Origin of the sequence: Leisingera aquaemixtae, from assembly GCF_019801145.1 — a bacterium.
In the GTDB taxonomy this organism is placed as follows: domain Bacteria; phylum Pseudomonadota; class Alphaproteobacteria; order Rhodobacterales; family Rhodobacteraceae; genus Leisingera; species Leisingera aquaemixtae_A.
In genome coordinates, this window is sequence record NZ_JAHVJQ010000004.1 from 140871 (window position 1) to 164061 (window position 23191).

Here is a 23191-nt window from a genome sequence, read left to right on the forward strand (position 1 = left end):
AGGCTAGCGTTTGCGGCATAATCACAGGGGAGTATGCCTAATGACGAAATTTGTCAGAAGCCTGGCGGCTGCTGCGGTGGTGGCGATGGCACCGGTTGCCTATGCCGAAACCACCGTGCGCGTCGCCTATGACGCTGACCCGGTCTCGCTGGATCCGCACGAGCAGCTGTCCGGCGGCACGCTGCAGCTGTCGCACATGGTCTTTGACCCGCTGGTGCGCTGGACCCAGGACCTGCAGTTCGAAGCGCGCCTGGCCGAAAGCTGGGAGCAGATCGATGAAACCACCATGCGCTTCAAGCTGCGCAGCGGCGTCACCTTCCACAGCGGCAATGCGCTGACCGCCAATGACGTGGACTGGACCTTTGACCGGCTGAAGGAAAGCGACGACTTCAAGGCGATTTTCGCACCGTTCACCGATATCGAAGTCATCGACGACATGACCTTCGACCTGAAGACTTCCGAGCCCTATCCGCTGGTTCTGCACACCGCGACCTACATCTTCCCGATGGACAGCGCATTCTACACCGGCACCACCGATGGCGGCAAAGACAAGTCCGAGATCGTCAAGCACGGCGACAGCTTTGCCTCCCGCAACGTCTCCGGCACCGGCCCGTTTGTCGTCTCTGAGCGCGAGCAGGGCGTGCGCGTGGTGTTCGACCGCTTTGACGGCTACTGGGACGCTGACGCAGGCAACGTCGACAAGATCGTGCTGACCCCGATCAAGGAAGACCCGACACGCGTGGCGGCCCTGCTGTCCGGCGATGTGGACTTCATCGCGCCGGTTCCGCCGACCGACCTGAAGCGCGTGGAAGAGGCCGATGGCGTTGATCTGATCACCATGCCCGGCACCCGCATCATCACTTTCCAGATGAACCAGAACCGCGTCGAGGCCTTCAAGGACGCCCGTGTCCGCCAGGCCATCGACTATGCCGTGAACAACGCAGGCATCGTTGACCGCATCATGCGCGGCTTCGGCACCGTGGGCGGCCAGGCCAGCCCGGCCGGCTACCTGGGCTACAGCGAAGATCTGGCCCCGCGCTACGATCTGGAAAAAGCCAAGGCGCTGATGGCCGAAGCAGGCTATGCCGACGGTTTCTCGATCACCATGATGGCGCCGAACAACCGCTATGTGAACGACGACAAGATCGCCCAGGCGGTGGCTTCGATGCTGGCTCAGATCAACATCAAGGTTGACCTGCAGACCATGCCCAAGGCGCAGTACTGGCCGACCTTCGACGAGCGCGCAGCGGACATGATGATGATCGGCTGGCACGCGGATACCGAAGACTCCGCCAACTTCCACCAGTTCCTGACCGCCTGCCCGGATGAAGCAACCGGCAACGGCCAGTACAACTCCGGCAACTACTGCAACGAGGAAGCCGACAAGCTGATGAACCAGGCCAACGCGGAAACCGATCCGGCCAAGCGTGCGGAGCTGCTGCAGAAGCTGGAAGGCATCCTGTACGAAGAAGCGGCCTTCATCCCGCTGCACTGGCAGAACCTGGCCTGGGGCGCCAAGTCCGGCATGAACGCGGCGGAGATCGTGAACGCGTTGAACTTCCCCTACTTCGGTGACCTGGTTGTCGAGACCGGCAGCTAAGCACTGAATACTTCCGGGCCGGTCCCCCCCGGCCGGCCCGGACCTTTCGAATAACAAGCGGCCGCCAAGGCTGCACCTGCAGGATCCGCGCCCCGCCGGGATGCCCGAGCCTGCTCTGTCATTAAACTCTACAAAGGTCAGGACGATGTTTGCCTATCTCGCGAAGCGAGTCATTCAGGCGGTTGCGGTGATGTTCGTCATCTCGCTGATTGCCTTTGCCATCCAGGGCAACCTGGGCGATCCGCTGCGCGAGCTGGTCGGGCAGTCGGTTTCGGAAGAAGTGCGCCAGCAGCTGCGCGATGAGCTGGGGCTGAACGACAGCTTCTTGACGCAATACCTGCGGTTTGCGGGCAATGCGCTGCAGGGCGACCTGGGCACCTCCTATTTCTTCAAGGAACCGGCGCTGGACGTGATCCTGAAGAAGCTGCCCGCGACGCTGGAGCTGGTATTCGGCGCCACGCTGATCATCGTCGGCTTCTCGGTGCCGCTGGGCGTCTATACCGCGATCAAGCCGGACAGCATCCTGAGCCGCATCATCATGGGCCTGTCGATCGTCGGCATCTCGATCCCGGTGTTCCTGACCGCCATCCTGATGATCTTTGTGTTTTCGGTGGAATACGGCTGGTTCCCCTCCTACGGGCGCGGCGACACCGTGCATGTCTGGGGCTATTGGGAGACCAACTTTGCCACCGCTGACGGCTGGATGCACATCATCCTGCCCTCGATTGCGCTGGCCTCCATCATGCTGCCCCTGTTCGTCCGCCTGATCCGGGCCGAGATGATGGAAGTTCTGCAGTCCGAATACGTCAAATACGCCAAGGCCAAGGGCATCAACCCGTGGCGCATCTACTTCGTGCACGCGCTGAAGAACACGCTCCTGCCGGTGATCACCGTGGGCGGCGTTCAGATCGGCACCATGGTAGCCTACACCATCCTGACCGAGACGGTGTTCCAGTGGCCGGGCATGGGCTTCATGTTCCTTGAGGCGGTGAACCGCGTCGACACGCCGCTGATCGTGGCCTACCTGATTGTTGTCGGCTTCATCTTTGTCGTCACCAACACCATCGTCGACCTGATCTATGGCCTGGTGAACCCGACCGTGAATATTGCGAGGATGGGCGCATGAGCACCGAAACGCTTTCCCCGAAATCCGAACCGACGCGCTGGTCCAAGGCCTGGAACTCCAACATGGGCTACAGCTTCCGCCGCAACCCGGTGGCGGTGGTCAGCATGATCGTCTTCCTGGTGATTGCGGCCGCGTCCTTCCTTGCGCCGGTGATTGCCCCCTATAACCCGTACGATCCGGCACAGATCGACATCATGAACTCGGAATACCCGCCGGCCTGGGTCAGCGGATCGCTGCCGGAGTTCGTGCTGGGCACCGACGATCAGGGCCGCGACCTGTGGTCCACCATCCTCTATGGCACCCGGCTGTCGCTGCTGATCGGCATCTGCGCTGTGGCGCTGCAGGCCTTCCTCGGCATCTCCATCGGCCTGATCGCGGGCTATGTCGGCGGCCGCCTGGACAGCCTGCTGATGCGGCTGGCGGACATCCAGCTGTCGTTCTCGACTCTGATGGTGGCAATCATCTTCCTGGCGGTGACGCAGGCGATGTTCGGCTCCGACACCTTCAACCAGTATGCGGTGATCTTCCTGATCGCGGTGATCGGGGTGGCGGAATGGCCGCAATACGCCCGCACCGTGCGCGCCACCGTTCTGGCCGAGAAGAAGAAGGAATATGTCGACAGCGCCCGGGTGCTGGGCTTTGGCCCGATGCGGATCATGGTGCGGCACATCCTGCCGAACTCGCTGTCGCCGATCTTCGTGATCTCTACCGTGCAGGTCGCTAATGCGATCATCTCGGAGGCTTCGCTCAGCTTCCTGGGCCTGGGCATGCCGCCGAGCCAGCCGTCGCTGGGCTCGCTGATCTCCTCCGGCTTCGACTACATCTTTTCCGGCAGCTGGTGGATCACCGCCATTCCCGGCGTGGTGCTGGTGGTGCTGGTCCTTGTCATCAACCTGCTGGGCGACTGGATGCGCGACGTCCTGAACCCGAAACTTTACAAGGGGTAACGCGATGAGCCTTCTTTCCGTTCGCGACCTCACCGTCAAATTCGCCATGCGCGACCAGACGGTCACCGCCCTCAACGGCATTTCCTTTGACCTGGCCAAGGGTGAGCGCCTGGGCATCGTCGGCGAAAGCGGCGCCGGCAAGTCGATCACCGGGTTCTCGCTGATGAACCTGCTGAGCCGTCCGGGTTATATCGACAGCGGCCAGATCCTGTTCAACGGCGAGGATGTCGTTCAGATGAACGACAAGCGCCTGCGCAATCTGCGCGGCAACCGGATGGCGATGATCTTTCAGGATCCGATGGTGACCCTGAATCCGGTGCTGACCATCGGCCAGCAGATGATCGAGACGCTGATGGCGCACCGCAAGCTGAGCCGCGAGGAGGCGCGCCAGATCGCCATCGTCAAGCTGCGTGAGGTCTATATTCCGTCGCCGGAGGAGCGGCTGGAACAATACCCGCACGAGCTGTCGGGCGGCATGCGGCAGCGGATCATCATCGCGATTGCGCTGCTGCTTGATCCGCAGCTGATCATCGCGGATGAACCGACCACCGCGCTGGACGTGACCATCCAGGCCGACATCATGGAGCTGATGCTGGAGCTGTGCCAATCCAATCAAGTGGGGCTGATCCTGATCACCCACGACCTGGGCGTCGTCAGCCAGATGACCGAGCGCACGCTGGTGATGTATGCGGGCCGGATCATCGAATCCGGGCGCACCCGCGAGATCATCAACGACCCGCAGCACCCCTATACCCAGGGTCTGATCAACGCACTGCCGCAGCAGACGGTGCCGGGCCAGCGGCTGAAGCAGATTCCGGGCAACATGCCGGGGCTGGCCAGCATTCCCGCAGGCTGCGCCTTCAACCCGCGCTGCAAATACGCCACCGACCTGTGCCGCAGCCGGGTGCCGGAAACCGTGCACTACGGCGAGGTCGAGGTGGCCTGCCACGAGGTGCAGCGCCTGAACAGCGATGAAGACCGTCAGGAGGCACGGGCATGAGTGACGCAAAGACAGACCGCCCGCTCTTGGAGATCAAGAACCTGGAAAAACGGTTCGATCTTGATCAGGGCTTCCTGGAAACGCTCAAGTTCAAGCAGGGCAAATTCGTGCGCGAAAGCCGGTCTGTCCATGCGGTGAACAACATCTCGCTGGAGGCCAACCGCGGCGAGGCGCTGTGCGTGGTGGGTGAATCGGGCTGCGGCAAATCCACTGTCGCCCGCCTGGTGGCGGGCCTGCTGACCCCGACCGCGGGCGAAATCCACTATGGCGGCCAGCGCATCGACAACCTGTCGCGCGGCGACATGCAGCCCCTGCGCAAGAAGATCCAGATGATCTTCCAGAACCCCTATGCCTCGCTCAACCCGCGCATGACCATCCGGCAGGCGCTGGAGGAGCCGGTGCGCCACCATTACCCGAGTGCGTCGGCAGCAGAAGTGCGCGACAAGGTGACCGAGGTGATGCTGTCGGTGGGTGTCGACCCCAGCTGGGCCAAACGCTATCCGCACGAGTTTTCCGGCGGCCAGCGACAGCGGATCGCCATTGCCCGCGCCCTGACGGTGGACCCGGAATTCATCATCGCCGACGAGCCGATCAGCGCGCTGGACGTGTCGATTCAGGCGCAGGTGCTGAACCTGATGCTGGAAGCCAAGGAAAGCCGCGGCCTCACCTATCTGTTCATCACCCACGATCTGAGCGTGGTGGAGCACTTCGGCACCCGGGTTGCGGTTCTTTACCTTGGGTCGGTCTGCGAGGTTGCGGACACCCGGACATTGTTCTCCAGCCCCAAACACCCCTATACTCGGGCCTTGCTGTCCGCGGTGCCGCAGCTGAAGGACGACCGGCCGAACCATATCCGCCTCAAGGGCGAGATTCCGACGCCGATCAATCTGCCCACAGGCTGCCCGTTCCAAAGCCGCTGCGCCTTTGCGGACGCACGATGCAAGAGTGAAAAGCCCAAGGCCATTCACCAGCCAGACGGAAGCACCGTTGCGTGCCACGCCGTCGAAGAAGACAGGCTGGATGCGGTGGCCGCCGGCTAGGACGGGACGCCCAGTTGGATATCATCTGGCTCAAGGATTTCGAGGCTTTGGTCGCGTGCAAGAATTTCTCGCGCGCGGCCGAAGAGCGCAATGTCAGCCAGCCGGCCTTTTCGCGCCGGATCCGGGCGCTGGAGAATGAGATCGGCGTGCGGCTGATCAACCGCGAGACGCTGCCGCTGACACTGACCCCGGCGGGCGAGGTGTTCCTGTCGCAGTCGCGTATCATGCTGCGCACCTACGAGGAAACCATCGAGCGCTGCCAGACCATCGATGCGGCAGGCGAGAACGTGATCCGCTTCGCCGCCTCGCAGTCGCTCTACATGACCCATTACAAGGCCCTGATTGCGCCCTTGGCCAGCGAAGGCGGGGTGGATACCGATCTCAACTCCACCTCTTGGGCCGCCGACCAGTTCGTCAGCGCGCTGCAGCAGGGCTATTGCGACGTGATCCTGACCTACTGGCACCCGTCGATGGACTTTCTGGGGCCTTTGGAGGTCGCCAATTTCGAGTATCTGACGCTGTCCACCGACCGGTATGTGCCGGTGTCTCGCACCACCCCGGACGGCACGGCTGAGTTCGGCTTTAGGACGGGCGGCAAGGAGGCGGTGCCGCTCTTGTCTTATGGCGCGGTGTCGGCGCTGCGCTCGGTGCAGGAGTTTGCCCTGACCCAGCTCTTGCCCGGGCAAAAGGTGTTTGTCGTCAATCAGAACGCGCTGGCCAACAGCGTCAAGGCAATGATCCAGGAGGGTTTTGGCATGGGCTGGCTGCCGCTAAGCCTGTGCCGCCAGGAAATCGCCTCCGGCCGGTTCGCAATTGTGGACGAGCGGCTGGGCACCGACCTCGAAATCCGCCTGTACCGCGACCCGCGCAGCACCAAGCAGACGCTGGATGTGCTGTGGAAGCAGCTTAAGCGCTCGGCGATGAAAGCGGCCTGAAGCGGGCATCCTGCCTGGTAGTCGCCCGCTGATTGAACTGGCGCGCTTTCCATAAATCTGCCAATGCTTAGGGGAGGGCGCATATTGGCGCTGCAGTGCTTCATGGCCGGAAGGGCAGGCGGAAATGCATTATCTCAAACGCGAGTTGTATGATCTGGTCAAGCATGATGACGCCATCTTCGACTTTCTGCAGATCGGCTCGCTGGACGGCCTGTGGTACTGGGACCTGGAAAAGCCGGAACACGAATGGATGAGCCCGGAATTCTGGCGCCTGTTCGGGCTGGACCCGGAGACAAAGCAGCACTTTGCTTCCGAGTGGCAGGATCTGATTCACCCCGACGATCTGGCGCTGGCGCTTGAGAATTTCCACAAGCACCTGGAGGACCCGGAACACCCCTATGACCAGATCGTCCGCTACCGCCATGCCGATGGCCATATGGTCACGGTGCGCTGCCGCGGCTTGGCGATCCGGGATGAGACGGGCAAACCGGTGCGGATGCTGGGGGCGCATAACGATCTGACGGAGCTGAAGACCCGCGAGGCGGAACTGGCCGCAGCAATTACCGGACTGGCTGCGGAGGTGACGCGGGCCAACTCTGCCGTAGAGGCCCGCACCGCCTTCCTGGCAACGATGAGCCACGAAATCCGCACGCCTTTGAATGTGATCCTTGGCTTGCTGCATCTGATCAAAAGCGATGAAACCGCCTCAGAGAAAACCCGGGAGCGGGCGGATGTCGGGCACCGGGCCGCCGAAATGCTGATGACCCAGCTGGTCAACGTGCTGGAAGCCGCACGGATTGATTCCGATGCGGTGGAGTTCAGCCCCAAACCTGTGGAAACCGCAGGCCTGGCCGTACAATGGCAGGACGCGCTTGAGGCCAGCGCCAGCCGTTACGGCAAGCCGCTGCGAACCTGGGTGTCTACGGCAGCTAATGTGCCGGAACAGCTGGTTCTTGATCTCCCGAAGGTCACCCAGATCGTGAACAACCTGATCGACAATGCGGTGAAATTCACTCCCAAGGGGAGCGTCTCCATAGCACTGGAGCATGACAAAGCGGCGGCCTGTCCGATCAGCATCACTGTTCTCGACACTGGTCCCGGCATAGCAGAAGAGGACAGCGGCAAGGCTTTCGAACGGTTCACTCAGCTCGAAAACGCCGTTTCCCAGCACAAGGGCGGTTCCGGCCTGGGCCTGTCGATCTGCGACGAACTGGCGGAGCTTATGGGCGGCGGTATGTCCATTCTGGACAATCCGCCGGAGGGGTTCAATCTGGGGATCCGTTTGCAACTGCCGGAACCGGACAGCGGTATGGCAGCAGGCTGACTGCTTGGGCCGGAACCCGGCCTGAACCTGATTGTCCCTTGCGAACAAGTGCCCCGGCCAACAAAAAAGGCGCCCGAAGGCGCCTTGTTTTATTGGTCGGAGTGAGAGGATTCGAACCTCCGACCCCTGCCTCCCGAAGACAGTGCTCTACCAGGCTGAGCTACACTCCGACCGTGGAGGGCGAAATAGCCCAGGGCGCGGGGTTTGACAAGGGCGATTCCACAGAAAGATGCGGTTTTTGAGAATTCTTTTTTGCTGTGCAAGCCGGTATCCGGGCGCCATGAAAAAGCCCCGCGCCGGAGACCGGGCGGGGCTTTGCGATTACCCAGATTTGCGGCCTGAAATCAAAGGCTTGCGTCCAGGGCGGCAACCACCGCGTCGCCCATCTGGCTGGTGGAGACAGGCTCCACGCCTTCGCTCGCCAGCAGGTCCGCAGTGCGCACGCCGTCGGCCAGCACCTTCTCGACCGCGGCTTCCAGGCGGTCGGCCTCGGCGCCCTGGTCGAAGCTGTAGCGCAGCGCCATCGCAAAGCTCAGGATGCAGGCGATCGGGTTGGCCTTGCCCTGTCCCGCGATGTCGGGGGCGGAGCCGTGCACGGGTTCATAGAGCGCCTTGGGGCGGCCGTTGTCCATCGGCGCGCCGAGCGAGGCGGAGGGCAGCATGCCAAGCGAGCCGGTCAGCATTGCCGCGCAGTCGGACAGGATGTCGCCGAACAGGTTGTCGGTCAGGATGACGTCGAACTGCTTGGGCGCGCGCACCAGCTGCATGGCACCGTTGTCGGCGTACATGTGGCTCAGCTCAACTTCCGGGTAATCTGCTGCCACGCGGGTCACCACTTCGCGCCACAGGATGCCGGATTCCATCACGTTGGCCTTCTCCATCGAGCAGACCTTCTTGTTGCGGCGCATTGCCAGCTCGAAGGCGGAGCGGGCGGCGCGCTCGATCTCGCTCTCGGTATAGCGCTGGGTGTTGATGCCGACGCGCTCGTTGCCTTCCTCGAAAATGCCGCGCGGCTCGCCGAAGTAGACGCCGGAGGTCAGCTCGCGCACGATCATGATGTCGAGGCCCGCGACGATGTCCTTCTTCAGCGAGGAGAAATCCGCCAGCGCGTCAAAGCACTGCGCCGGGCGCAGGTTGGAGTAGAGGTCCATCTCCTTGCGCAGGCGCAGGAGGCCGCGCTCGGGCTTCACGGAGAAATCCAGGTTGTCATAGGCCGGGCCGCCAACGGCGCCCAGAAGAACGGCGTCGACTTCCTGGGCCTTAGCCATGGTCTCATCCGCCAGCGGCTTGCCGTGCTTGTCATAGGCTGCGCCGCCGACCAGATCCTCGCTCACATCGAACTGCAGGCCGCGCTTGTCGCCGAACCAGGTGATGATCTTGCGCACCTCGGCCATGACTTCGGGGCCGATCCCGTCGCCGGGCAGAATCAGAATCGATGGGTTGGGCATGGGGATCCTCCAAAAAAACAGCTGGCAAGGGCGTAGCGGGACCGCGGGGCAGGGTCAATAACGGCCCTTGGAAATAAAGGGGAAAGATGGGGATTTGCCCGCGCAACGAAGTTGTGGCGGGCGGATCAGTCCAGCAGTAAATCGACCCAGACCAGCCGGTGGCGGCTGGCGGCTGCTGCGGGGGCATCCGGACCGTCTGGCCACACCACACCGCTGGCGGTCACGGTCAGACCGGCAGACGGCAGCACATAGTCCACCCGCATCCGCCCTGCGCTTTGCCAGTCCACGGTGGCGGTGCCGCCCTCGGCGCTCTCCGGGCGGGGGTCCTGCAGGCGCGGATCCGACAGCAGGCTGCGGATTGCTTCCGTGCGTCCCTCACCGCAGTCCGGGTCGAGATTGGCGTCGCCTGTGATGACAAAGGGCCCACCGGGCACTGGCCCCAGCCGGCCGTCCAGCAGCAGCTGCCACAGGCGGATTTCATCGTGGTTGCGCCTGCCGTTGCGGTCTTCCGGCCCGTCGAACAGCGGCGGAGTTGCATGGAAGGTCATTACGCTCAGGCGGCTGCCATCCGGCAGCATCAGCGGCACCAGCCAGTGTGCTGTTGCAGACAGGCGTTGCACACTCTGCGCTTCCGCAGAAGGGAAAGGGCTTCCATCATTGCGCTGCGGCAGCAGGGCGCCGGGCAAGTCCTGCCACAAGAGTGCAGAAAAGTCCCGGATGCCCTCGCGGTCAACCGGCAGCCGCGACAGCAGCGCGATGCCGCCTTGGCCGCGGAACCGGCCATAACCCTGGTTGTCGCGCGGCCCGCCGGCCTTGCCGTCCCCGTCCAGATCCAGCGGAGTTGGCGGCGGCCGGCCGGAGTTGGGCTGCAGTGCAACGTGATAGGGATAGTCCAGCCCGCGTTCTGCCAGCCGTGCGGCCAGCGCCGCCAGCGCACGGCCCTCAAGGTCCCAGTCGATCCCCTGGAGCGCCAGCACGTCAGCCTGTGCAGCGGCGATAACGTCCACCGCGGCAGCAACTTGCGTGTCCCCGCCGCGGGTCAGGTCCCGCAGCATCTGGCCCGGCCCGGCGCGCGACAGCTCTGTGTTGAAGGTTGCGATGCGGAGGCTTTCTGCCCAGCCCGCCCCGGCAGCAAGGATGAGGAGGAGCCCCGCCGCCAGCCGCTTCATGCGGTCTGCATTGCCTCGTCGGCATCAATGCAGGCGGCGCGCCGCTTCTGCGCGATCAGCCCGGCGATGCGCAGCATCGCCATGCCGCGCATGATCATCGAAGCCGGCACCAGCGCCCAGGCGCTGATTACCCAGATCAGCATGTGCGGAGCCGCCAGCAGGCCGGGATCCACCAGGCCGGAGGCCAGCTGGACGGTGGCAGGCAGGGCAAAGGGCAAAAGCACCCCGGCGGTGATGTTGACGCGCCCGTCGCGTTGCAGCCGCTGCACCACGTCGCCGCCGGTTGTGGGGTCGAACAAGGGCAGATTGACCCAGACGTTGAAGGCGCCGCTGCCCACCGGCCAATGGCCCACCCGGATCACAAGGCCAAAGAAAAAGATGGCGGTCCCGGCAACCGCGCAGGCGAGCCCCGCGGCATCGCGCACCATCAGAACCACCGCCTCTGGCACCTGCGTCGGCATCATCAGCACCGTCAGCTTCACCGGCGAATAGGCAAAGTCGAGCTGGCCGCCCAGCCAGCCGCCCAGGCGCTGCACCAGTGCGGTCAGCCCGGTCGGCGCCAGCGGATGTGCCGCCAGCAGGCTCAGCGCGCCGACGGTGGCGGCGGCCGCGGCAAAGCGCATCCGGTTGATCGGCGGCGCGTTGCGGAATTCCACGAAGCTGGGGAAATGCGAGTAATACTCGGTGAAGGCCAGAGCAGAGCCCAGGAGCGCGATGAACAGGATGATTTCCGGCGACTCGGTGGCGGACGCCGGCAGAATCAGCGTCGGCATCGCAAACAGCATGGCCACCAGTATGCCGCGGAACGCCGCGCCTGTGATGCGTGCAAACACGTCTTTGTTTCCCTTCAAACCGGCGCGGGCATTGTTTGCCTCTGGGGCCGGACTTGAAGCCCCCCGGGGAGAATGGTCCGGGGTGCTCTGCCTCATTTTTGCCCCATTGTGGCCGGCAGGCAGCTTTCCGCTCAAGGGGCCGCGGCAGGTGCGGGGCCACTTTCGCCGCCGGACTGGTGCCGGATTGCATCATCGTTTTGGTTGAATTTGAGGGTGTTGGCCGACTTGCTACCAGATGCTGTGTGCCGGTGCGCCGAGCGCACAAGGTAGCCGGGGCGATACAATTGCGGCGGAAATGCGGCGCGAATCTGGCAGGCCAAAAAGAAAACCGCCCCAGGGCAGGGCGGCTTCCGGGTGTTTCAGCGGTCAGGCCGGGATCAGACCCAAGGGCGTTCTTGCGCAGCCTTGTCCTCGAAGGACTTGATCGAGTCGGCTTTCTCCATCGTCAGGCCGATGTCATCGAGGCCGTTCAGCAGGCAGTGCTTCTTGAACGCGTCCACTTCGAACTTGATCACTTCGCCGTCGGAGGTGGTGATTTCCTGCGCTTCCAGGTCCACGGTCATGCGGGCATTTTCGCCCTTCTCCGCGTCGGCCATCAGCACATCGACCTGCTCCTGCGGCAGCACGATCGGCAGGATGCCGTTCTTGAAGCTGTTGTTGAAGAAGATGTCGGCGAAAGAAGTGGAGATGATGCACTTGATGCCGAAGTCGGCAATTGCCCAGGGCGCGTGCTCGCGCGAGGAGCCGCAGCCGAAGTTGTCGCCCGCCACCAGGATCTCGGCGTTGCGGTACTGCGGCTTGTTCAGCACGAAATCCTCGATCTCGGTGCCGTCGCGGTTATAGCGCATCTCGTCGAACAGGTTCTTGCCGAAGCCGGTGCGCTGGATGGATTTCAGGAACACCTTGGGGATGATCATGTCGGTGTCGATGTTCACCAGCGGCATCGGGGCTGCGATACCCTGCAGTTTCTGGAACTTTTCCATTACTAGTTTCCTTGTTTCTGGTGCTTCAAGCCGCTGAGATCAAAGCCGATCTCCTGCGCGTGGCGTGCGATGAAGCTGTGTTTTTCGGGCCGGTGCGCCTTGTGGTAGCGGCGCACCATGGATGCATAGAGATGAACGGCCAGCGTGTTTTCCGTCAGCCAGCCGTCTTGCTGGCAGCTGCCGCTGAACAGCACGTCGGTCAGAACGCCGCGGATCGGGTAGAACACGTCCGGTTCACGGACATGTTCGATCTCTCCGGTCAGGTTCAGCGTGTAGTCCAGCGCCCGGGGGCCAAGCGACGGGCGCTGCAGCTCAAACGCTGTCAGCAGCCGCTTGCCGGGCGGTGCGGCTTCCACTTCCTTGCGGATTCTGCGGCTGAGCCAGGGCGGCACGAACTCGGGGTCCTCGAACCAGTCCAGCAGGTGGTTCAGCGTTGCGGAGCTTTTCGGCAGCCGCAGCACTGCGCCGTTGATCGACCGTGTCGGCTCATAGCCGACGTGATAGTCCGCGTCCGGCAGCGGCCGGCAGCAGAGCATATCGGTGTCGATCCAGATCATGTCCGTCTGTTTCAGCAGATAGAGACGGAACAGATCCGACAGCATCGAGGCCGGCGCCTCCCCGTGCCCTGCCGCGGCAGGAGCCCAGATTTCCGCCGCCGGGCAGGTGCGGACACCTGCCGGGACCGGCGGTGCCGCAGGCCCGGTGTGGAACAGCACAACCTCGTGGCCGCGCTGCACGAAACTTGCCAAAGACAATTCGTGCAGCCAGTTCAGGCTGTCGCCGATCCACAGGCTTGCGACCGCTGGAAGGGAAGGGCTGGACGGCATCGGTGGCCCCTCAGGCTCAGATCAGCTCACGCACATCCGTCAGCCGGCCGGTCAGCGCCGCGGCGGCTGCCATGGCGGGCGACACCAGGTGGGTGCGGCCCTTGTAGCCCTGGCGGCCCTCGAAATTGCGGTTCGAGGTTGCGGCGCAGCGCTCTTCCGGTGCCAGCTGGTCGGGGTTCATCGCCAGGCACATGGAGCAGCCCGCAAGGCGCCACTCGAAACCGGCGGCCTCAAAGATCTCGGCCAGGCCTTCTTCCTCGGCCTGGGCGCGGACCAGGCCGGAGCCCGGAACGATCATGGCGCGCATGCCGTCCTTGATCTTCTTGCCTTTCACGACCTCGGCCACGGCGCGCAGGTCCTCGATGCGGCCGTTGGTGCAGGAGCCGATGAACACTGTGTCAATCTCGATATCGGTCAGCTTCTGGCCGGGAGTCAGGCCCATGTACTCGATCGAGCGGCGCGCCGCCTCGACCTTGCCGCCGGTGAAGTCCTCCGGGTGCGGCACCACGCCGGTGATCGGCAGCACGTCCTCGGGGCTGGTGCCCCAGGTCACGACCGGCTGGATGTCTTCGCCCTTCAGGGTGACGACCTTGTCGAAATGGGCGCCCTCGTCGGTGTAGAGCGTCTTCCACCAGTTCAGCGCGGCTTCCCACTGGGCGCCCTTGGGCGCGTGCGGGCGGCCTTTGACGTATTCAAAGGTGGTCTCGTCCGGCGCGATCAGGCCTGCGCGGGCGCCGCCTTCGATCGCCATGTTGCAGACGGTCATGCGGCCTTCCATCGACAGATCGCGGATCGCTTCGCCGCAGTATTCGATGACATAGCCGGTGCCGCCGGCGGTGCCGGTCTCACCGATCACGGCGAGGGTGATGTCCTTGGCGGTCACGCCCGGCTTCAGCTTGCCGGTGATCTCCACCTTCATGTTCTTGGACTTCTTCTGGATCAGCGTCTGGGTGGCCAGCACGTGCTCCACCTCAGAAGTGCCGATGCCATGCGCCAGCGCGCCAAAGGCGCCGTGGGTGGCGGTGTGGCTGTCGCCGCAGACCACGGTCATGCCGGGCAGGGTCCAGCCCTGTTCCGGGCCGACGATGTGCACGATGCCCTGGCGGACGTCATCCACCGGGTAGTAATGCACGCCGAATTCCTTGGCGTTCTTGTCGAGCGCCTCGACCTGGATGCGGCTTTCCTCGTTCTCGATGCCTTTGGCGCGGTCGAGCGTGGTGGGCACGTTGTGGTCCGGCACCGCGATGGTTTTTTCGGGCGCGTGCACCTTGCGGCCGGCCATGCGCAGGCCTTCGAACGCCTGCGGGCTGGTCACTTCGTGGACCAGGTGGCGGTCGATATAGAGCAGGCTGGTGCCGTCCTCTGCTTCATGCGCAACATGCGCATCCCAGATCTTGTCATAGAGTGTCTTGGGGGACATGGGTCCTCTCCCGTGATGTATTGGGTATGCTGGCTTTGGGCTGGGCAACCGCCTTATAGGCGCGCCAGGACCGTGCGGGCGGCGCCAAAGAACCGTTCGCGCAGCCGTGCGCGGTCTTGCAGTTCGATCTTTTGCGCCAATACGAGGGTCATGGCTGTCAGATACATCCCGGCGGGCCGGCAATCAAGATTCGTTCGCAGGCAAGCGCCGGCGATGCGCGGCGGCGGCATGGACTTGGTCCGCGTTGAATGGGGAGCCGGTCAGCCAGAGCCGCGTTCGGCCGCCAGCCGCTTGGCATCCGCGCGCGACATCGACTGCAGCACAAGCCGGATGCCCAGGGCGCCGGCAATGCCAAGGCCGAACATGATCAGCGGCACCATCCAGGTGGTGAAGAACCCGTGCCGCTCCTGCACCCAGCCGCGGTTTTCCTCATGGTAGAGGATTTCGAACGTCTGCCCGGCCTTGGGTTCGAAGAACACCGGCAGATGCGTTTCGGCCTGCCACCAGTCGCCGGCAGCATCCTGATACCGGACAGTCGGGTAGTAGTCGCCGTTTTCCACCGTGCGCTTGGTCGTGGTGTCGGTGCGGCTCTTGTAGACATAGCGCACCGACAGGATCTCTGCCTCTGCGGGTTGCGCATTGCGCACGAAGCGCCAGCTGTCGAGGAACGCCAGTGCGCCGAACAGGACGAAGATCCCCGGTATCAGATACATCAGGATGCGCATCCACAGCGGTTGCGTGACGGTGTCTGCCATTTGCCCCTCCGGTTTTCCGGCAGCCTAGCAAACTGCCCGGGTGCTGGCGATATGTTCGCTCCGGCTTGATCGAAACCGGGCAGGGCGGCACACTGGCCTGAAAAAAGGGGCGCGCGATGGAGCCGGAAGAGCAGACACCACCCAGGGACGCGATTGCGGAAAGCACCGCCGAGGCGCTGGAGTTTGGCCAGCAGCTGTGGGAACTGGCGGCTGAGGGCATCGAGCTGCTGCTCAGGCCGTGGAACGCATATCAGGCGGGGATCGCGCTGGCGGTCTTTGTGCTGGCAACCCTGATCGCCCGGCCGCTAAAGAGCGCCTTCCATGACTGGTTGCGGACGCGGGAAGGCTGGCCGCGCTGGCGGATGCGGGCGGGGCTGGTGCTGCACAAGCGGATCCGCGGCATCCTGTTTGTATTGCTGATCTGGATGGTTGTTCTAATCATGCAGGAAGCCACCTGGCCCAGCCGGTCGCGGCTGCTGACGGTGTTCGCCAACCTGTCGCTGGCCTGGCTGATTGTGGCGCTGGCCACCCGGCTGGTGGGCAATCCGCTGCTGCGCAACCTGGTGAAATACGGCGCCTGGACCTGGATCACCCTGCGCATCCTCGGCATCACCGAAGACGCGATACACCTGCTGGACGGTGTCGCCATCGATTTCGGCGATCTCAGGATCTCGCTCTATCTGGTGGTTCAGGCAGTTGTGATCCTGGGCGTGATGCTGACCCTGGCGCGGGTGATATCCCAGGTGACGGCAAACCGGATCCGCGCCAATTCCGACATTTCGCCCTCGATGCAAGTGCTGGCGGCCAAGCTGGCGCAGATCCTGTTGTTCGGCGGCGCCTTCTTCATCGGGCTGAGGGCCATCGGCATCGACCTGACCGGCCTGGCAGTGCTGTCCGGCGCCATCGGCGTCGGCCTGGGCTTCGGCTTGCAGAAGGTGGTGTCGAACCTGGTGTCGGGCCTGATCATCCTCCTGGACAAGTCGATCAAGCCGGGCGACGTGATCTCGCTGGGCGACACCTTCGGCTGGATCAACGCGCTGGGCGCCCGCTATGTCTCTGTGGTCACCCGCGACGGGCGCGAATACCTGATCCCGAACGAGGATCTGATCACCACACAGGTGGTGAACTGGTCGCATTCGGATAAATACGTCCGGCTGGACCTGACCTTTGGCACCGGCTATGGCGATGACCCCCACAAGGTCCGCAAGATTGCGATCGAGGCGGCTTCCGGCGTCAAACGGGTGCTGCAGTACGGCAGCAAGAAGCCTGTGTGCCACATCACCGGTTTCGGCGACAGCAGCGTCGATTACGTGCTCAGGTTCTGGATCGACGACCCCACCGGCGGCCTTACCAATATCCGCGGCAATGTCTATCTGGCGCTGTGGGATGCGTTCCAGGAAGAGGGCATCTCGATCCCGTTCCCGCAGCGCGAAGTTCGGATGCTGAACGACCCGCTGCCGGTCAGGGTTGCACCTGGCAGCAATGACGGATAAAGCACATGGCTTGCGCTGCCGGGGCGGGGTTTCATTGAAAGTTCACCATCCGGTTGCTACATTATTAACAGGCCCGGCGCCGGGGCTAGGCGGCGCGTTGCAAGGAGGACTATGTCCTGTCACCCGTACCTCAAGCGGCGGATGCCGCTGTTAATGGGGCAGCCGTGATGGCCGCCCAGTCCCAGCCCACCAGCGAACAGCTGCTGGAGCGGATTCTTTCCTCACTCAGCGATGACAAAGCCGAAGATGTTGTGCAGATCGACCTGCGCGGCAAGACTTCGATCGGCGATTACATGGTGCTGGCCTCCGGCCGCTCCACCCGCCAGGTCGCTGCGATGGCGGAAAAGCTGACCGACCGGCTCAAGCAGGAGTACCGGATCACCTGCAAGGTCGAAGGCAAGGATGCCGGCGACTGGGTGCTGATCGATTCCGGTGATGTGATCGTCCATATCTTCCGCCCGGAAGTGCGCGAGTTCTACCAGCTCGAGAAGATGTGGATGCCCGCAGGCACCGCGGCAGCTCCGGCTGTTGAAGGCTGATCCAAGGCTGATTTGATGCAGGCCCGCGCGCGGTGCGGGCCGGATTGCTTCAGGAATTTCATGCGTCTGCATATCTGTGCGGCCGGCCGTCTGCGGTCTGGCCCGGAAAAATCCCTCATCGACGATTACCTCAGCCGGTTCGACCGGACCGGCCGCGCGCTGGGCCTGGGGCCTGCGCGAGTGGTGGAAATCGAGGACAAGAAGAATGCAGGCATGGCGGCAGAGGCTGCGCTCCTGCGCAAGGCGCTGCCCAAGGGCGCGGTGATCTGCACCCTGGATGAGCGCGGCAAGGTGCTGTCTTCCCCTGATTTCGCCGGCAAGCTGGCCGGATGGCGTGACAGCGGCCGCCAGGACCTGGCGCTGATCATCGGCGGCGCGGACGGGATCGACCCTTCCTTGCGGGCCGAGGCCGATTTCTCGATCTCCTTCGGCAAGATGGTCTGGCCGCATATGCTGGTGCGGGTGATGCTGGCGGAGCAGATCTACCGCGCCGCGACCATCCTGGCGGGCAGCCCCTATCACCGGGTCTGAATACGCCTTATGGCGCATGCCTCCCGCGGGGGATTTTTTCGCCAGAAGAAGATCAGGGCAGGGTGAGAACGTAGGTGTCCTGGCCCCATCCGTCCACTAGGCAGCGGGCCTGGATCTGCACCCGGGTTATTCCCTCCGGCATCTGCACGCCGCTCAGGGACCGGGTGAAGGGCTGTTCCTGTTCGTGCGGATGCGCCAGCACCCGCAGGCCCAGCTCGTTGCCGTCCATGTCCAGCACCCGCCAGCCATCGGCGTAATGTTCCCATCCGGTGTCCGGGTGGGACAGGGTGACGCTGAAGGACCAGCTGCCGCCAGAGGCACGGGCGGTGGCGTTCTCGATCACCGGTTCATCTGCAAGGGCGGGCAGGGCCGCGGTGCTGAGCGCGCAGGTCAGAAGCAAGTGTTTCATGCCCGCACCTTAGCTGTGGGGAAGCCGCAGTGCAGTCACGAAACCGTGTCCCCTTTGCTTTCAGGAGGGATGCGCAGCAGGATCCGGCGGGAGTGCGAGACGAATTCGCGCCGGTACAGCACAGCAACAGTGACCAGCGCAGCCCCGCCCAGCGGCAGGGCGCCCGCCAGCCAAGCCACGGCAGCCAGCGCGAAATAGGTCGAGCGCATGCCGCGGTTGAAACTGCGCGCGGCGGTGATGCTGATTTCGGCCGCCTGCGCGGCGCGGGGATAGGCGAGCTCATGGGCGGGATTATTCGGCACTGCTGCCATCAGCACCGCGCAATAGCCGAACAGCCGGTGCGACCAGACAAATTTCAGAAACGCATTGGACAGAAGCAGCAGCACCACCAGGATTTTCACCTCCCAGACAAAGGCGGGGGCGCTGTCCTGGATCAGGTCCTCTGCGACGCCCGCCAGCTGTTCGGTATTGCCGATCAGCGCCAGCCCGCCGCCGATGGCAATCATCGCGGCGGAGGCAAAGAAGGCGGTGGCCTGGCGCAGGTTGCCGGCCAGCTGCGCGTCGAAGATCCGCGGGTCGCGCTCCACCATCCGCTTCATCCAGTCGCGCCGGAAGTCCTCCATCAGCAGAGAGACAGAGGGCCGCCCGGCGGGCGGGGTCTCGATCCGCCAGCCGATCCACAGCCAGCCTGCGATCAGCAGGGTCAGCGCGGTAAGGTCAAGGAGGGAAAACTGCGCAAGGCGGGCGGTCCAGATCATGGCCTGACCCTAACGCGGCGATCCGGCACTTGCCAGACATGCAAAATTGGTAATATTATCTTACCAAAGAGGAGGCCCAAATGGAAATGCCATCCCCGAACCCCGCCATTCTGGCACGCAAGGCGCGGCTTGCCGAGCGGCTTCTGACTGTGCTTCCCGCGGATGCGGTGATCCAGGACGAGGCGGAAACCCGCGCCTATGAATGCGATGCGCTCACTGCCTACAGATGCCCGCCCTTGCTGGCAGTACTGCCGCGGAGCACGCAGGAGGTCTCCGATGTGCTGCGGATCTGCCACGAGGAAAGCGTGCCGGTTGTGCCGCGCGGCGCCGGCACCTCGCTGGCGGGCGGCGCGCTGCCGACGGCGGATTGCGTCATACTGGGTGTGGCGCGGATGAACGAGGTGCTGGAGACCGATTTTGAGAACCGCATCATCCGGGTGCAGACCGGGCGCACCAACCTGAGCGTCTCCGGCGCGGTGGAGGAAGAGGATTTTTTCTACGCCCCCGATCCATCCTCGCAACTGGCCTGCGCCATTGCCGGGAATATCGCGATGAATTCCGGCGGTGCGCATTGTTTGAAATACGGGGTGACCACCAACAACCTGCTGGGTGTCACCATGGTGATGATGGATGGCACCGTGGTGGAAATCGGCGGCGCGCATCTGGACGCCGGCGGGCTGGATCTCTTGGGTGTGATCTGCGGCAGTGAGGGGCAGCTGGGGGTGGTGACCGAGGCCACCCTGCGCATCCTGCGCAAGCCCGAGGGCGCACGCCCGGTGCTGATCGGTTTTGACAGCAACGAAGTGGCCGGTGCCTGTGTCAGCGACATCATCAAGGCGGGTGTGCTGCCGGTGGCCATCGAATTCATGGATCGCCCCTGCATCGAGGCTTGCGAGGCATTTGCCAAGGCGGGTTATCCGATGTGCGAGGCGCTGCTGATCATCGAGGTCGAGGGCAGCGAGGCCGAGATCGAGCACCAGCTGGGGCTGATCACGGAGATTGCCCGCTCCCACAACCCGGTGGAGCTGCGCGAGGCGGGGGATGCCGATGAGGCCGCCCGCATCTGGCTGGGCCGCAAGTCGGCTTTTGGCGCCATGGGGCAGATCAACGATTACATGTGTCTGGACGGGACGATCCCAGTGTCCTCTCTGCCTTATGTGCTGCGCCGGATCGGCGAAATGAGCCAGGAGTTCGGGCTGGACGTGGCCAATGTGTTCCACGCAGGCGACGGCAACATGCACCCTTTGATCCTGTTCGATGCCAACAAACCGGGCGACCTGGAAACCTGCGAGGCCTTTGGCGCCGAGATCCTGAAGCTCTGTGTCGAGGCGGGCGGCTGTCTGACCGGCGAGCACGGAGTGGGGATCGAGAAACGCGACCTGATGCTGTATCAGTACAGCGAAGCCGATCTGGAGGCGCAGCTGAAGGTCAAGGATGTGTTTGACCCCAAGTGGCTGCTCAATCCGGCCAAGGTGTTTCCGCTTTCGGTGACCGCGAGCCGCCGGATGGTGGCGCTGGCAGCTGAATGATCTTTGGGGGCCTTGCCCGCAAACCCCCAGAGTATTTTCGGGAAAGATGAATATGATGACACCAGGGAGCGAGGCAGAGCTGGCCGAGATGATTGCAGGTGCAAACGGCCCCTTGTGCATTCAGGGCGGCGGCACCCGCGGGCTGGCTGTGGAGGGCGAGGCCCTGAGCACCCGGGGTTTGTCCGGTATTGAACTCTATGAACCCGGCGCGCTGACGCTGGTGGTCAAGGCGGGAACGCCAGTGGCGGAGGTGGAGACGCTGCTGGCGGCGGAGAACCAGCGGCTGGCGTTTGAACCGATGGATCACCGCGGGCTGCTGGGCACGGACGGCGAGCCAACCATCGGCGGTGTCATTGCGGCAAACATCTCTGGCCCCCGCCGCATCCAGGCGGGCGCGGCGCGGGATCACCTGCTGGGAGTGCGGTTCGCGGATGGCAGCGGCCAGGTGGTGAAGAACGGCGGCCGGGTGATGAAGAATGTGACCGGCTATGACCTGGTCAAGCTGATGTGCGGCGCCCACGGCACCCTGGGGGTGCTGACGGAAGTGTCGCTGAAGGTGCTGCCGCGGGCCGAGGCTGCCGCGACCGTGACCCTGACCGGCGTTGACCTGCCCGGCGCGGTGCGGGCAATGTCGGCGGCGCTGGGCTCCCCTTTTGACGTGACCGGTGCGGCCTATGATGCAGAGACTTATCAGGCGCATATCCGGGTGGAGGGGTTCCGTGAGTCTGCCGCTTACCGCAGCGCGGAGCTGGTTGAGCTGCTGTCGCCCTTTGCCATGGCCGAGGTGCAGGAGGATGCAGAGAACTTGTGGCGGGGCATCCGCGACGTGGCTGCTTTTCACGAACGGGAAGGCGATGTCTGGCGGATTTCGGTGAAGCCCACGGATGCGGTGGAGCTGGTGCCGCACCTGGAGGCAAAGGCGCTGCAGTTCGACTGGGGCGGCGGGCTGATCTGGGCGCTTGTCCCCGCAGGGACGGAGCTGCGAAGCCGGATCAATGTGCCGGGCCATGCCACTCTGGTGCGCGCCGCTCAGGAGGTCCGGGCGCAGCTTGGCGTGTTCCAGCCGCAGCCCGCGCCCTTAGCCGCACTTTCCGAAGGGCTGCGGCGGCAGTTCGACCCGCGTGGCATCCTCAATCCGGGACTGATGGGGTAACACATGCAGACTACATTCACCGAAAAGCAGCTGCAGGACCCCGGCACCAAACGCGCCAACGAGATCCTGCGCTCTTGTGTCCATTGCGGATTCTGCACCGCCACATGCCCGACCTACCAAGTGCTGGGGGATGAGCTCGACAGCCCCCGCGGGCGGATTTACCTGATCAAGGACATGCTGGAAAACGAGCGGGTGCCGGACGAAAAGACGGTCAAGCATATCGACCGCTGCCTGTCCTGCCTGGCCTGCATGACCACCTGCCCGTCGGGTGTGCACTACATGCATCTGGTGGACCATGCCCGCGCCTATATCGAGAAGCACTACGACCGTCCCTGGAGCGATAAGGCCCTGCGCTGGCTGTTGGCGCGGATACTGCCCTATCCAGCCCGGTTCCGGCTGGCGCTGATCGGGGCGAAGCTGGCAAGACCGTTCAAGGGCCTGCTGCCGGACGCGCGGCTGCGGGCAATGCTTGAGATGGCGCCAAGGACCATCCCGCCAGTCAGCCGCAATGACGACCCGCAGAGCTTTGCCGCTGCCGTGCCGCGGAAGAAACGCGTGGCGCTGATGACCGGTTGCGCCCAGAAAGCGCTGAACACGGATATCAACGACGCCACAATCCGGCTGCTGACCCGGCTGGGCTGCGAGGTGGTGGTGGCAGAAGGTGCGGGCTGCTGCGGCGCGCTGACCCACCACATGGGGCGCGAGGCGGAAAGCCACGCAGCCGCGGCTAGGAACATCCGCGCCTGGGCGGCGGAAATCGACGGGCAGGGGCTGGACGCAATCGTCATCAACACCTCCGGCTGCGGCACCACGGTCAAGGACTACGGATACATGTTCCGCAATGATGCACTGGCGGCAGAGGCTGCTCGGGTGTCAGAGATCGCCATGGACGTCTCTGAGCTGCTGATGCAGCTGGATCTGCCGGAGGGCGCGGACAAGGGGCTGACGGTGGCCTATCACGCCGCCTGCTCCTTGCAGCACGGGCAGCAGATCAAGACCCACCCGAAGACATTGCTGAAACGGGCCGGCTTCAAGGTGGTTGAGCCCGCCGACAGCCATTTGTGCTGCGGGTCGGCCGGCACCTATAACCTGATGCAGCCGGAAATCTCTGCCGAGCTGAAAGCGCGCAAGGTGAAGACGCTGGAGGCCAGACAGCCCGACCTGATTGCGGCGGGCAATATCGGCTGCATGATGCAGATCGGCTCCGGCACTGAGCTGCCGGTTGTGCACACGGTGGAACTGCTGGATTGGGCCACCGGCGGCCCGCAGCCGCCTGCGCTGACGGCGCCGGGGAATCGCCCGCCGGAGGTTCCCATCCTGCGCTGACACCCATCCGGAAAGAATCGGCTGCACATTTTGCGGGCTTGCCGTA

The 23191-nt window shown here is 63.9% G+C and carries 23 protein-coding genes and 1 tRNA gene; 13 read left to right on the plus strand and 11 right to left on the minus strand.

The window, feature by feature from the left end:
- Window positions 1-40: 40 nt before the first annotated feature.
- The 7 genes from KUW17_RS10975 to KUW17_RS11005 all read left to right on the plus strand — a co-directional run bounded on the left by KUW17_RS10975 (window position 41) and on the right by KUW17_RS11005 (window position 7972).
- Entirely contained in the window at window positions 41-1600 is a 1560-nt protein-coding gene (locus KUW17_RS10975) for an ABC transporter substrate-binding protein (protein ID WP_222478965.1), read from the plus strand.
- Between the two features lie 145 nt (window positions 1601-1745).
- A complete protein-coding gene (locus KUW17_RS10980; protein ID WP_222478968.1) occupies window positions 1746-2726 on the plus strand; it encodes an ABC transporter permease in 981 nt (326 codons plus the stop codon).
- On the plus strand, window positions 2723-3673 hold the full coding sequence (locus KUW17_RS10985) for an ABC transporter permease (RefSeq protein WP_222478972.1): 951 nt from the start codon (window positions 2723-2725) through the stop codon (window positions 3671-3673). The genes KUW17_RS10980 and KUW17_RS10985 overlap by 4 nt, the downstream gene beginning before the upstream one ends.
- A gap of 4 nt (window positions 3674-3677) precedes the next feature.
- A complete protein-coding gene (locus tag KUW17_RS10990; RefSeq protein WP_222478974.1) occupies window positions 3678-4673 on the plus strand; it encodes an ABC transporter ATP-binding protein in 996 nt (331 codons plus the stop codon).
- The gene (locus tag KUW17_RS10995; protein ID WP_222478976.1) at window positions 4670-5713 is read left to right on the plus strand and encodes an ABC transporter ATP-binding protein; all 1044 of its coding nucleotides are present in this window, start codon (window positions 4670-4672) and stop codon (window positions 5711-5713) included. Before KUW17_RS10990 ends, KUW17_RS10995 begins: the two co-directional genes overlap by 4 nt.
- A gap of 14 nt (window positions 5714-5727) precedes the next feature.
- Window positions 5728-6648 carry a LysR family transcriptional regulator gene (locus KUW17_RS11000; RefSeq protein WP_222478978.1) on the plus strand — a complete coding sequence of 307 codons (921 nt, stop codon included), beginning with the start codon at window positions 5728-5730 and terminating at the stop codon, window positions 6646-6648.
- A 124-nt stretch (window positions 6649-6772) separates the two neighbouring features.
- The gene (locus tag KUW17_RS11005) at window positions 6773-7972 is read left to right on the plus strand and encodes a PAS domain-containing hybrid sensor histidine kinase/response regulator (RefSeq protein WP_222478980.1); all 1200 of its coding nucleotides are present in this window, start codon (window positions 6773-6775) and stop codon (window positions 7970-7972) included.
- 93 nt (window positions 7973-8065) lie between these two features.
- On the opposite strand, the gene KUW17_RS11010 is transcribed toward KUW17_RS11005, so the two are convergent.
- The 9 genes from KUW17_RS11010 to KUW17_RS11050 form a co-directional block, all read right to left on the minus strand.
- A tRNA-Pro gene (locus KUW17_RS11010) sits at window positions 8066-8142 on the minus strand.
- 174 nt (window positions 8143-8316) lie between these two features.
- A complete protein-coding gene (gene leuB / locus KUW17_RS11015; protein ID WP_222478982.1) occupies window positions 8317-9420 on the minus strand; it encodes a 3-isopropylmalate dehydrogenase in 1104 nt (367 codons plus the stop codon).
- A 125-nt stretch (window positions 9421-9545) separates the two neighbouring features.
- Window positions 9546-10589, minus strand: a complete 1044-nt coding sequence (locus KUW17_RS11020) for an endonuclease/exonuclease/phosphatase family protein (RefSeq protein WP_222478984.1) — start codon at window positions 10587-10589, stop codon at window positions 9546-9548.
- On the minus strand, window positions 10586-11422 hold the full coding sequence (locus KUW17_RS11025; RefSeq protein ID WP_222478987.1) for a hypothetical protein: 837 nt from the start codon (window positions 11420-11422) through the stop codon (window positions 10586-10588). Before KUW17_RS11025 ends, KUW17_RS11020 begins: the two co-directional genes overlap by 4 nt.
- 377 nt (window positions 11423-11799) lie before the next feature.
- Window positions 11800-12405: a 3-isopropylmalate dehydratase small subunit gene (leuD, locus tag KUW17_RS11030; protein WP_222478989.1), complete on the minus strand. Its 606-nt coding sequence runs from the start codon at window positions 12403-12405 to the stop codon at window positions 11800-11802.
- A gap of 2 nt (window positions 12406-12407) precedes the next feature.
- Window positions 12408-13232, minus strand: a complete 825-nt coding sequence (locus KUW17_RS11035; protein WP_222478991.1) for a hypothetical protein — start codon at window positions 13230-13232, stop codon at window positions 12408-12410.
- 16 nt (window positions 13233-13248) lie between these two features.
- Entirely contained in the window at window positions 13249-14652 is a 1404-nt protein-coding gene (leuC, locus tag KUW17_RS11040; RefSeq protein WP_222478993.1) for a 3-isopropylmalate dehydratase large subunit, read from the minus strand.
- A gap of 53 nt (window positions 14653-14705) precedes the next feature.
- Window positions 14706-14804 (minus strand): isopropylmalate isomerase, encoded by a 99-nt coding sequence (locus KUW17_RS11045; protein ID WP_226429013.1) that lies wholly within the window; start codon window positions 14802-14804, stop codon window positions 14706-14708.
- A gap of 108 nt (window positions 14805-14912) precedes the next feature.
- Window positions 14913-15407 (minus strand): DUF3592 domain-containing protein, encoded by a 495-nt coding sequence (locus tag KUW17_RS11050; RefSeq protein WP_222478995.1) that lies wholly within the window; start codon window positions 15405-15407, stop codon window positions 14913-14915.
- 116 nt (window positions 15408-15523) lie between these two features.
- Between KUW17_RS11050 and KUW17_RS11055 the strand changes: the two genes are divergently transcribed.
- From KUW17_RS11055 to rlmH, 3 genes are all read left to right on the plus strand, one after another.
- A complete protein-coding gene (locus tag KUW17_RS11055; protein WP_222478997.1) occupies window positions 15524-16900 on the plus strand; it encodes a mechanosensitive ion channel family protein in 1377 nt (458 codons plus the stop codon).
- Window positions 16901-17067: 167 nt separating this feature from the next.
- The gene (rsfS, locus tag KUW17_RS11060) at window positions 17068-17439 is read left to right on the plus strand and encodes a ribosome silencing factor (RefSeq protein ID WP_222478999.1); all 372 of its coding nucleotides are present in this window, start codon (window positions 17068-17070) and stop codon (window positions 17437-17439) included.
- 60 nt (window positions 17440-17499) lie between these two features.
- Window positions 17500-17970, plus strand: a complete 471-nt coding sequence (rlmH, locus tag KUW17_RS11065; protein WP_222479001.1) for a 23S rRNA (pseudouridine(1915)-N(3))-methyltransferase RlmH — start codon at window positions 17500-17502, stop codon at window positions 17968-17970.
- A 52-nt stretch (window positions 17971-18022) separates the two neighbouring features.
- Here the strand turns inward: rlmH and KUW17_RS11070 are convergent, their stop codons facing one another.
- Both KUW17_RS11070 and KUW17_RS11075 read right to left on the minus strand, forming a co-directional pair.
- Window positions 18023-18379 carry a hypothetical protein gene (locus KUW17_RS11070; protein WP_222479003.1) on the minus strand — a complete coding sequence of 119 codons (357 nt, stop codon included), beginning with the start codon at window positions 18377-18379 and terminating at the stop codon, window positions 18023-18025.
- A gap of 35 nt (window positions 18380-18414) precedes the next feature.
- Window positions 18415-19137: a DUF599 domain-containing protein gene (locus tag KUW17_RS11075; RefSeq protein WP_222479006.1), complete on the minus strand. Its 723-nt coding sequence runs from the start codon at window positions 19135-19137 to the stop codon at window positions 18415-18417.
- 80 nt (window positions 19138-19217) lie between these two features.
- On the opposite strand from KUW17_RS11075, the gene KUW17_RS11080 reads away from it, so the two are divergent.
- From KUW17_RS11080 to glcF, 3 genes are read left to right on the plus strand one after another with little or no spacing between them, the layout of a single operon-like run.
- The gene (locus KUW17_RS11080; protein WP_222479008.1) at window positions 19218-20666 is read left to right on the plus strand and encodes an FAD-linked oxidase C-terminal domain-containing protein; all 1449 of its coding nucleotides are present in this window, start codon (window positions 19218-19220) and stop codon (window positions 20664-20666) included.
- Window positions 20667-20721: 55 nt separating this feature from the next.
- Window positions 20722-21819 carry an FAD-binding protein gene (locus KUW17_RS11085; protein WP_222479729.1) on the plus strand — a complete coding sequence of 366 codons (1098 nt, stop codon included), beginning with the start codon at window positions 20722-20724 and terminating at the stop codon, window positions 21817-21819.
- Window positions 21820-21822: 3 nt separating this feature from the next.
- Window positions 21823-23145: a glycolate oxidase subunit GlcF gene (gene glcF, locus KUW17_RS11090; RefSeq protein ID WP_222479010.1), complete on the plus strand. Its 1323-nt coding sequence runs from the start codon at window positions 21823-21825 to the stop codon at window positions 23143-23145.
- Window positions 23146-23191 lie beyond the last annotated feature (46 nt).

Bases quoted from the DNA above. Each gene is read 5' to 3' on its own strand.
- KUW17_RS11035 (WP_222478991.1), bottom strand. From the start codon at position 13,232: ATGCCGTCCAGCCCTTCCCTTCCAGCGGTCGCAAGCCTGTGGATCGGC.
- KUW17_RS11070 (WP_222479003.1), bottom strand. From the start codon at position 18,379: ATGAAACACTTGCTTCTGACCTGCGCGCTCAGCACCGCGGCCCTGCCC.
- KUW17_RS11085 (WP_222479729.1), top strand. From the start codon at position 20,722: ATGACACCAGGGAGCGAGGCAGAGCTGGCCGAGATGATTGCAGGTGCA.
- leuB (WP_222478982.1), bottom strand. From the start codon at position 9,420: ATGCCCAACCCATCGATTCTGATTCTGCCCGGCGACGGGATCGGCCCC.
- rlmH (WP_222479001.1), top strand. From the start codon at position 17,500: ATGCGTCTGCATATCTGTGCGGCCGGCCGTCTGCGGTCTGGCCCGGAA.
- KUW17_RS10975 (WP_222478965.1), top strand. From the start codon at position 41: ATGACGAAATTTGTCAGAAGCCTGGCGGCTGCTGCGGTGGTGGCGATG.
- leuD (WP_222478989.1), bottom strand. From the start codon at position 12,405: ATGGAAAAGTTCCAGAAACTGCAGGGTATCGCAGCCCCGATGCCGCTG.
- KUW17_RS11075 (WP_222479006.1), bottom strand. From the start codon at position 19,137: ATGATCTGGACCGCCCGCCTTGCGCAGTTTTCCCTCCTTGACCTTACC.
- leuC (WP_222478993.1), bottom strand. From the start codon at position 14,652: ATGTCCCCCAAGACACTCTATGACAAGATCTGGGATGCGCATGTTGCG.
- KUW17_RS11050 (WP_222478995.1), bottom strand. From the start codon at position 15,407: ATGGCAGACACCGTCACGCAACCGCTGTGGATGCGCATCCTGATGTAT.
- KUW17_RS10980 (WP_222478968.1), top strand. From the start codon at position 1,746: ATGTTTGCCTATCTCGCGAAGCGAGTCATTCAGGCGGTTGCGGTGATG.
- KUW17_RS11020 (WP_222478984.1), bottom strand. From the start codon at position 10,589: ATGAAGCGGCTGGCGGCGGGGCTCCTCCTCATCCTTGCTGCCGGGGCG.
- KUW17_RS10995 (WP_222478976.1), top strand. From the start codon at position 4,670: ATGAGTGACGCAAAGACAGACCGCCCGCTCTTGGAGATCAAGAACCTG.
- rsfS (WP_222478999.1), top strand. From the start codon at position 17,068: ATGGCCGCCCAGTCCCAGCCCACCAGCGAACAGCTGCTGGAGCGGATT.
- glcF (WP_222479010.1), top strand. From the start codon at position 21,823: ATGCAGACTACATTCACCGAAAAGCAGCTGCAGGACCCCGGCACCAAA.
- KUW17_RS11055 (WP_222478997.1), top strand. From the start codon at position 15,524: ATGGAGCCGGAAGAGCAGACACCACCCAGGGACGCGATTGCGGAAAGC.
- KUW17_RS11045 (WP_226429013.1), bottom strand. From the start codon at position 14,804: ATGACCCTCGTATTGGCGCAAAAGATCGAACTGCAAGACCGCGCACGG.
- KUW17_RS10990 (WP_222478974.1), top strand. From the start codon at position 3,678: ATGAGCCTTCTTTCCGTTCGCGACCTCACCGTCAAATTCGCCATGCGC.
- KUW17_RS10985 (WP_222478972.1), top strand. From the start codon at position 2,723: ATGAGCACCGAAACGCTTTCCCCGAAATCCGAACCGACGCGCTGGTCC.
- KUW17_RS11005 (WP_222478980.1), top strand. From the start codon at position 6,773: ATGCATTATCTCAAACGCGAGTTGTATGATCTGGTCAAGCATGATGAC.
- KUW17_RS11080 (WP_222479008.1), top strand. From the start codon at position 19,218: ATGGAAATGCCATCCCCGAACCCCGCCATTCTGGCACGCAAGGCGCGG.